The sequence below is a fragment of the Protofrankia sp. Cj3 genome (assembly GCF_917627355.1).
Lineage (GTDB): Bacteria > Actinomycetota > Actinomycetes > Frankiales > Frankiaceae > Protofrankia.
In genome coordinates this window covers 1-8,096 of the sequence record NZ_CAKJTR010000207.1, presented here as the reverse complement: position 1 = coordinate 8,096, position 8,096 = coordinate 1, and the positions used below count along the sequence as shown (strand labels likewise).

Below are 8,096 nucleotides of genomic sequence, written 5' to 3'. Positions count from 1 at the left end.
GGCTTCGTACTCGGCCCGCTCCCGCTTCTGACGCCACAGCTTCTCCAGGTGCGCGCGCTCAGCGATGACCTGGTCGGCCGCGCGCACGGAGACCTCCACGGCCGCCGGGGTGAGCGCGGCAAGGATCTGCTGCTGAACGAAGGCATCCACGCAGCCGGCGTTCAGCAGTTGGCACTTCTCAGCGGCCCCGTAGTTCGTCATCTCGCGGACGCACAGGTACTCCGGCAGGGTCTTGCCGTTCTGGGAGTGGTAGCGCACGGTCATGCGCCGGCCGCAGCGTCCGCAGAAGACCAGCCCGGCCACGAGGGCGCACCCGCCCCGGACCGTGCCCATGGCCTCGGCGCGGGCGCGGTTGGCTGCCAGCTTCGCCTCGTTGGCCTCGAACTGGGCGATGGTGATGGAGGCGGGGAAGACGTCCGGGATCATCACGTGCCATGCGTCGCGGTCCCTGACGACCCGGCCCGTGCGGGGACGGGCAGGGTCCTGGTGACGCGGATCGACCCGGCGTCGGCCATAGGCGTAGATCCCGGCGTAGGTGGGGTTGTGCAACAGGGTCTGCAGTGTCATCCGGTTCGGTCTGCGCCATTCCAGCGTGCCCTTGCCGGGGCCCTCACGCAGCCGGATGCCCACCTGGATATCGTGCCGCACGAGATAGCGCAACAGCCCGTGCAGCGTGCCCAGCCGCTCGAACTGTGTGAAGATCAGGCGTATAACGGTCTGCACCTGCTCGTCCGGGTCGAAGACCACATCCCCGCAGGGGAGACGGACATAGCCGGAGGGAAGCGGGAACGCGAGCTCGCCGCGGCGGGCCTTGTTCAGCCGTCCGTGCCACATCCGCTGTTTGATCAGATGGAGTTCGGCCTCTTATGCCGACGTCGGGATTATGCCGACCTCGGGTCGGAAACCGCTGGTGGTGGCGGTTCCCGGCGGCAGGATGTCGGCATAACCGCAGGGGTGACACCCGCCACCACCAATGTGATCATCTTCTCTGTCGGGTCGGTCCTGACGAGAGGAGAAGATGATGGTCAAACCGTCGTGGGCCCGGGTGCGCGGCCCGCTGGAGCCGTATGCCGCGGGGTTCCGGGGTGAGTTGGAACGGTTGGGATACACGCCGCTGTCGGCGGCGGCGCAGGTGCGATTGGCGGCGCACCTGAGTCGCTGGATGGTCGCAGAAGACCTGGCGGTGTCCGCGTTGACGCCGGAGACGGTGGACGCGTACTTCGCCGAGCGCCGTGCGGCTGGCTATACCAACGCGCTGACACGCCGATCGGCGCGGCCGCTGCTGGACTATCTGCGGCGGCTGGGGGTGGTGGCGTGCGCGGAACCGGTGGCCCCGACGACGCCGACGGAACGGTTGCTGATCCGGTTTCGGGATTATCTGGTCACCCAACGAGGTCTGGCGGCCTCCACAGCCGAGGTGAATATGCGACTAGCGCGCCTGTTCCTGGCCGAATGTTCCCAGGCTGACGGGCAGCTGGACCTGGAGCATCTGGACGCGGCCGCGGTGAGCGCGTTCGTGGTGTCCTGGGGTGCCGTGTGGCCACGGTCGGTGGGCCGAATGGTGACCGCGCTGCGGTCTTTGCTGTGCTTCGTGCATGTCGACGGTGTCCTGGACCGTCCAGTGCCGGTGCCGTCGGTGGCCTCCTGGACGCTGGCCGGGCTGCCCCAGGCGTTGGAGCCGAGGCAGGTCACGGCGCTGCTGGCTTCCTGTGACCGGTCCACCGCGACGGGATGCCGGGACTACGCGATCCTGGTGCTGTTGTCCCGGCTGGGGTTACGGGCTGGGGAGGTCGCGAACCTGCGGTTGGCCGACATCGACTGGCGCCACGGCGAGATCACTGTGCGGGGCAAGGGCAACCGTCAGGACCGGCTTCCCCTGCCGGCCGATGTCGGAGAGGCCATCGTCGCCTATCTGCGTGAGCCTGTCAGGTTTTTTGTGTAAGGGCTGTTCTCGCGGTGCGTTAACTTCCCGCTAGCGTTCTTCGCGTGCCCTGCGTGTACCTGCGCCCGTATTCCCGATATGCCTGCCGCCGCGGCCGGTTCGGACATTCCCGCCCGTGCCTGGGCTTCTGCCGCGCGTCTGGAATTATGCGGGTGTTCTTCGTGTCTCCGGCACCCGGCCCGGGAGCGTGGTTCCTGCCCGGCTGGGATGTTTCTACTTTATCGGAGCCGGCCGGTAGGTTGTTGGCGGCGCGCCGGGTCGGTGGGTGTTTTCTGGTGGTGGCGGGAACGCCGTGCCGGGTGTTCACGGCTGGTCGTCCTCCGTGTCGGTGAGGTCGGTCAGGTCGGCGGCGTGGACGAGCAGGTCGAGAGCGAAGGCCGCCAGCTCGGGCTCGGTGCCGCCGGTCAGCTCGTGGTGGGCGGCCTCGGCGGCGGGGTCGCCGGCGAGCCGGGTGAGCAGCGTCCCGGCGTGGTTCAGGGCGCAGGCGAGGTCGGCGGCGTCGTCGGGGTGGAGCACCACGGCGCGGGCGGCCAGCTGGGCGGCCACGTCCGCCGGGTAGTCGGAGGTCGTCACGGCCCGCACGGCGGCGCCGTCAGAGCGCCAGGGCCGGGATGCGCCCGGGGTAGGCGGTGGCGAGTTCGGACAACGCCGGCCGCCAGCCCTGGGTGAGTTGGCCCTCGATCAGCCGGCCCGGGGCGTTGCGCTGGGCGGCCGGCTTGCCGGCTTCCTTCGCCCGGGCCCGGGCGCGCTTGTCCTCGACGTCGACGATCGCCAGCCACAGCAGCTTCACCACCGCGTCGTTGTTCGGGAAATGCCCATCATTCTTGATGATCTTCCGGATTTGGAAGTTGAAACTCTCGATCGCGTTCGTCGTGTAGATGATCCTGCGCAGGTTCGGGGTGAACTCCAGGAACGGGACGAACTGTTCCCAGGCGCGTTCCCACACCGCCACCGCCGCCGGGTGCTTCCGGCCGAACTCGGACTCGCCGAACTCCAGCAACGCGGCCTCCGCGGCGTCGAGGTTCGCCGCCGTGTAGATAGGTCGCATCGCCGCGGCTACCTTCTTGCGGTCCGCGTAGGAAACGTACCGCAACGCCGCCCGGATCAGGTGCACGACACACGTCTGCACCGTGGTCCTGCCGTAGGCGTTGCCGATCGCCTCGGGCAGGCCGGTCAGCCCGTCGCAGCACACGATCAGGATGTCGCGCACGCCCCGGTTGCGCAGCTCGGCCATCACCTGCGCCCAGTGCCGCGCGGCCTCGACCTGCTCGACCCAGATCCCGAGCACGTGCTTGACGCCGTCCAGGTCGACCCCGACGGCCAGGTGCACGGCCTTGTTCCGGACCGCGCCGCCGTCACGGACCTTCACCACCAGCGCGTCGACGAACGCCACCGGGTAGACCTCGTCCAACGGCCGGTGCTGCCAGGCCTTCACGTCGTCGAGGACCTCGTCGGTGATCCTCGAGATCGTGTCGTGGGACAGCTCCACCCCGACCGTCCGCGCCAGGTGGTGGCCGATGTCCCGGACCGTCATCCCGCCCGCGTACAGGGAAATCACGGTGTCCGACAGGCCCCCTACCCGGCGGTCGCCCTTCGGGACCAGCGCCGGGGCGAACGTGCCCGCCCGGTCCCGGGGCACCTCGAGCTCGACCGGGCCGACCTCGGTCAGTACCGTCTTTCGGGTGCTGCCGTTGCGGGAGTTCGGCACACCACGACCAGCCGCGTCGCCCTTCCCGTAGCCCAGGTGCTCGTCGAGCTCGGCGGCCAGGCCCCGCTCCAGCACCTGTTTGATCAGCCCGGTCAGCAGGCCGCCCGGCCCGGTCAGCTTCAGCTCCGGCCCGCCCGTCCGGGCCTGGGCCACCAGCGCCGCCGCGAGCTCCTCCTCCACCCCGTCCGGCAGCACCAGGCCCCCGCGTGCCTGCGCCGGTACCACCACCGCCGGGTCCTCGACTTCGCGTCCCTGTCCGACTACTTTCGGCATTTACGATCTCCTTCGTTTCAGGTGCTCTGTCGCACCTGTAGCGGCACTCTAGGCATCCACCCCCTTACACAGAGCATCTGACACGTCCATCTGCGTCGCGCCCGCCCCGACACCGCCTGCGACCGGACGGTCTTCGTCCGGGCGCAGGCCCCGCACCGGGCGCTGACCTCCACCGGGGTCACCACGGTGGTGGCGATCGCCGGCGGCCGCTGCGGGCTGGGGCCCATCCATGCGCATCGGCTGCGGCACTCCGCGGCCACGGCCATGCTCGGCGCGGGTGGGTCCCTCGCCGAGATCGGCCAGGTTCTCCGCCATCGGCGTCCGTGCACGACCGCGATCTATGCGAAGGTCGACAGTGAGCGGCTGCGGCGCCTGGCCCGTCCCTGGCCGGGGGTGGCGGCATGAGTACCCTTCCACCGGTGCGGCAGGCGTTGGCCGACTACCTGGCCCTGCGCCGCACACTCGGATACGAACTCCGCGCCGCCGGCAGGATCCTGGGCCAGTTCGTCGACTACCTCGACGCCCACGGCGCGCAGACCCCGACCATCGACCACGCCCTGGCCTGGGCGAACCTGCCGGACGGGGCGTCGACGGCCTGGCGAGCGATCCGCCTGAGCGCCGTGCGGGGCTTTGCCGCCTACCTCCACGGCCTCGACCCCACCATCGCGGTGCCGCCGGCGGATCTGATCCGCCACGGACCCGACCGCGCCACCCCGTACCTGTATTCCGACCGGGAGATCGGTGAGCTCATCATCGTGGCGGGCGACCTGCGGCCACGGCTGCGGGCGGCCACCTACCAGACCCTCATCGGCCTGCTCGCGGCCGGTGGTCTGCGGGTGGGTGAAGCGATCGCCCTGGACACCAGCGACCTCGACGGCGAGCGTGACCTCCTCACGATTCGTGCCACGAAGTTCGGTAAGTCCCGGCTGGTGCCGCTGCACCCGACGGCGATCGGTGCCCTGGGCGACTACATCCACTTGCGTGACCAGACACGACCCCGCCCGATCTGTCCGGCGCTGTTGGTATCGACCGCCGGAACCAGGCTGCGTCACGCGAACATCGGTCTGACCTTCAACCGCCTGACCCGCCAGGCCGGGATCATCCGCCGCTCGGCGACCTGCCGCCCTCGCCCGCACGATCTCCGCCACAGTTTCGCCGTGGCCAGCGTGCTCGACTGGTACCGCACCGGCGTCGACGTGGAGGCGATGATGCCCTATCTGTCCACCTACCTGGGGCATACCGATCCGAAGCACACCTACTGGTATCTATCGGCGGCACCGGAACTCATGGCCCTGGCCGGCCAACGCCTCCACCTGCACCTGAAGGGCCGGTCGTGAGTACTCTCGCCTCGATCCTGCAGTCATTTTTCACCGACCGTCTGCATCACCAGCGTCAGGCCAGTATCCACACCATCGCTGCCTATCGGGACGCCGTCAAACTCCTCCTGGTCTTCGCCTCCGCCACGACCGGCAAACAACCCTCCGATCTGAATATCGCCGACCTCGACGCACCCCTGATCGGCGCGTTCCTCGACCATCTGGAGACCGACCGGGCCAACAGCGTGCGCACCCGCAACGCCCGCTTGGCCGCCATCCACGCGCTCTTCCGTCACGCCGCATGGCACCGTCCCGACGATGCCGCGGTCATCCAACGCGTGCTGGCGATCCCCCCCAAACGCTTCGACCGCACGATCGTCACCTACCTCACCGAGGCCGAGATCACCGCACTGCTCGACGCGCCGGACCCCACCACCTGGACAGGACGGCGCGACCGGGCCCTCCTGATGCTGGCCTGCCAGACCGGGCTGCGCGCCAGCGAACTCATCGGACTGACCATCGGTGACCTGCACCTGGGCACCGGAGCCCACGTCAGCTGCCTCGGGAAAGGCCGCAAGCAGCGGATCACGCCACTGACCCCCGCGACCGTCACGGTGGTGCGCGGCTGGCTGACCGAACGTGCGGGACAATCGCACGACCCGCTGTTTCCCACCCGTCGCGGCACTCCCCTGAGCCGAGACGGACTGGAACGACGACTGGCCACCCACGTCGCCACCGCTACACAGTCTTGTCCGACGCTGCGCGGCAAGAAAATCTCACCCCATGTCCTGCGTCATTCCACCGCGATGCGCCTGCTCCACGCCGGTGTCGACACCTCCGTGATCGCCCTTTGGTTAGGCCACGAGAACGTCGCCACCACACAGATCTACATCCACGCCGATCTCGCGATCAAAGAGAAAGCCCTCGCACGAACAGCGCCGCAGAACACCACGCAGGGTCGCTACCAACCCAATGACGACATCCTGGCCTTCCTCGAAAGCCTATAGATTATGCCGACGTCAGGGGGTCGGAGGCCGTTCCTACCAGCGGTTTCCGACCCGAGGTCGGCATAATCCCGACGTCGGCATAAGGCCTCGGACATGGTGCCCTTCAGCCCGAGCAGCATCCGGTCGTTGAACATCCCCGGGTGGTAGACGCCGTCGGCGTCGGCGATCAGCGTGTCGGTCATCCCGGCCAGGTCCAGCAGCCGGTACCAGTCGGAGTTGTTGCGCGCGAGCCGGGAGACCTCCAGAGCGAGCACGATCCCGACGTCGCCGAGCGCGACCTGCCGGGTCAGCTCGGCGAACCCGGACCGGCCCGCTGTCGACGCGCCGGACACCCCCAGGTCGGCGTCGATCACGCTGACCCGGGCCCGCGGCCAGCCGAGCGTGACCGCCCGCTCGACGAGGCTGTACTGCCGGGCGGTCGACTCCCGGTTGCGCTCGACCTGGGCCAGGGTTGACTGGCGCAGGTAGACGACTGCGCCGCGCCGCAGCTGCGAGGCGGTGATCTTACCGAACGGGCTCATCGCAGCTCCCCGGCGTCGAACAGGGCGCCGTCCGGGCTGCTGCCGCGATCAGCCGGCCGAGCAGGTCGACCGCCGCCGCGACCGCCTCGGCCGGCAACCGCACCGCCACGTCGGGCACCCCCGCAGGCAGCCCGGGCAGCGGGAGGTGCGGCTGCGGCTGGCTCGGCGGGAGCCGGGTCGGCATCGGGGGCCTCCTGTCTCGGACAGCCCTCAACCTGCTCCCTGATATCCGCCTCGACAACCCCCGACACAACACGGGGCAACAGAGAGGCAACAGTCCGTGTCAGGTCGAGCAGGTCGGTGATCCGCCCCAGGGTCGGCTCCTCGGCCGGGAGCGACTCCCCGTCCGCGGCCGGCTCGGCGTGGTCGGTCCAGGCGGCCGGCATCATGGACTTGCTGCCGTCCGGTAGTTCGAGGACCAGCTCGAGTGCGCCGTGCCGGCGCATCCGGCCGAGCACCCGTAGCTCACGCCCGTCGAACGGATGTCCCGGCCGGGTGAGCCGCACCGTGAACACCGAGGCCTTGTCCAGGATCATGAAACGGTCTCCGCTCCGGCGCCGTGGCCGCCGGCGGCCAGCACCGCGCGGGCCGCGAGCCCGAGCACCCGGCCGTCCAGGCCGCTGACCGTGCTCAGGTCGAGCGGCACGCCCGCCGCGAGGCTCGCGGCGACCCGCAGCACCGTGTCCTCACCCCGCGAGCACACCAGCCGCCCCGCGTCCACCGCGGCGACCGCGCCGGCCCAGTCCACCCACGCAAACCCGTCCACCGCCTCGACGAACCCGTCGAGGAAATCCCGCCGGAAAAGCCAGAACACGTGGGCGACCAGCAACTCGACCGCGGCCACGGCACAAATGTCACCATGTGCGTACGATCGCAGCGCCGCGGAAAGGTCCTCGATGCCAGTAGTGTGTCGCGGACTCGTTCGACGAAATTTCGCACTCGGCTCTCATGGACCGGGTGCGCGGTCGCGTAGGGGATAAACGCGTCCTGGGCCTGGTGAAGGCGTTTCTGAAGGCGGGGATCCTCAGCGAGGACCGCGTGCTCCGGGAGAACGACGCCGGCACACCGCAAGGGTCAATCTTGTCGCCGTTGCTCAGCAACGTAGCCCTGTCGGTGCTGGACGAGCACATCGCCCAGGCACCGGGCGGGCCGGCGGCCACCTCCAACGGGTCGCGGTAGGGACCGCCCTTGCGGGCGGCCCCCCGCACAGATCCCAGCGAGCGGGACTACCGCACTGGGCTCCTGCCTCGGGTAGTGACGTTGAACCGTTCGGCGGGGTACTAAGGAGAAATCTGAATACTGGACTTCTTGGCATATTTCCAATATGCC

At 69.3% G+C, this 8,096-nt stretch carries 9 protein-coding genes and 2 pseudogenes; 5 read left to right on the top strand and 6 right to left on the bottom strand.

All coding sequences use genetic code 11. The features are described 5' to 3' along the window. Positions 1-834, bottom strand: an 834-nt coding sequence (locus tag MJ783_RS20215) for a recombinase zinc beta ribbon domain-containing protein (protein ID WP_239312695.1), incomplete at its 3' end; no start/stop codon positions are given. A 184-nt stretch (positions 835-1,018) separates the two neighbouring features. Between MJ783_RS20215 and MJ783_RS20210 the strand changes: the two genes are divergently transcribed. Next, positions 1,019-1,942, top strand: a complete 924-nt coding sequence (locus MJ783_RS20210) for a tyrosine-type recombinase/integrase (protein WP_239312692.1) — start codon at positions 1,019-1,021, stop codon at positions 1,940-1,942. A 303-nt stretch (positions 1,943-2,245) separates the two neighbouring features. Here the strand turns inward: MJ783_RS20210 and MJ783_RS20205 are convergent, their stop codons facing one another. Together MJ783_RS20205 and MJ783_RS20200 are read right to left on the bottom strand one after the other, a co-directional pair. Then, positions 2,246-2,524: a hypothetical protein gene (locus MJ783_RS20205; protein WP_239312690.1), complete on the bottom strand. Its 279-nt coding sequence runs from the start codon at positions 2,522-2,524 to the stop codon at positions 2,246-2,248. A gap of 10 nt (positions 2,525-2,534) precedes the next feature. Then, positions 2,535-3,923 carry an IS256 family transposase gene (locus MJ783_RS20200; protein WP_370651733.1) on the bottom strand — a complete coding sequence of 463 codons (1,389 nt, stop codon included), beginning with the start codon at positions 3,921-3,923 and terminating at the stop codon, positions 2,535-2,537. A gap of 90 nt (positions 3,924-4,013) precedes the next feature. On the opposite strand from MJ783_RS20200, the gene MJ783_RS20195 reads away from it, so the two are divergent. Genes MJ783_RS20195 through MJ783_RS20185 form a run of 3 tightly spaced genes read left to right on the top strand, consistent with a single transcriptional unit; the run spans position 4,014 to position 6,246 of the window. Next, a complete protein-coding gene (locus MJ783_RS20195; protein WP_255724433.1) occupies positions 4,014-4,328 on the top strand; it encodes a tyrosine-type recombinase/integrase in 315 nt (104 codons plus the stop codon). Further along, complete coding sequence (locus MJ783_RS20190; protein ID WP_239312686.1) at positions 4,325-5,260, top strand: tyrosine-type recombinase/integrase; 936 nt, start codon at positions 4,325-4,327, stop codon at positions 5,258-5,260. The genes MJ783_RS20195 and MJ783_RS20190 overlap by 4 nt, the downstream gene beginning before the upstream one ends. Continuing rightward, positions 5,257-6,246: a tyrosine-type recombinase/integrase gene (locus tag MJ783_RS20185; RefSeq protein WP_239312684.1), complete on the top strand. Its 990-nt coding sequence runs from the start codon at positions 5,257-5,259 to the stop codon at positions 6,244-6,246. Before MJ783_RS20190 ends, MJ783_RS20185 begins: the two co-directional genes overlap by 4 nt. Before the next feature lie 83 nt (positions 6,247-6,329). Here the strand turns inward: MJ783_RS20185 and MJ783_RS20180 are convergent. The 3 genes and pseudogenes from MJ783_RS20180 to MJ783_RS20170 all read right to left on the bottom strand — a co-directional run. Next, positions 6,330-6,767: pseudogene (locus MJ783_RS20180) on the bottom strand (recombinase family protein); the annotation flags it as partial. After that, entirely contained in the window at positions 6,764-7,303 is a 540-nt protein-coding gene (locus MJ783_RS20175) for a DUF5372 family protein (protein ID WP_239312680.1), read from the bottom strand. The gene MJ783_RS20175 and the pseudogene MJ783_RS20180, both read right to left, overlap by 4 nt. Further along, a complete protein-coding gene (locus tag MJ783_RS20170; RefSeq protein ID WP_239312678.1) occupies positions 7,300-7,611 on the bottom strand; it encodes a hypothetical protein in 312 nt (103 codons plus the stop codon). Before MJ783_RS20170 ends, MJ783_RS20175 begins: the two co-directional genes overlap by 4 nt. Positions 7,612-7,688: 77 nt before the next feature. Between MJ783_RS20170 and MJ783_RS20165 the strand changes: the two are divergent. Continuing rightward, a pseudogene (locus tag MJ783_RS20165) lies at positions 7,689-7,919 on the top strand (hypothetical protein); the annotation flags it as partial. Positions 7,920-8,096: the final 177 nt, after the last annotated feature.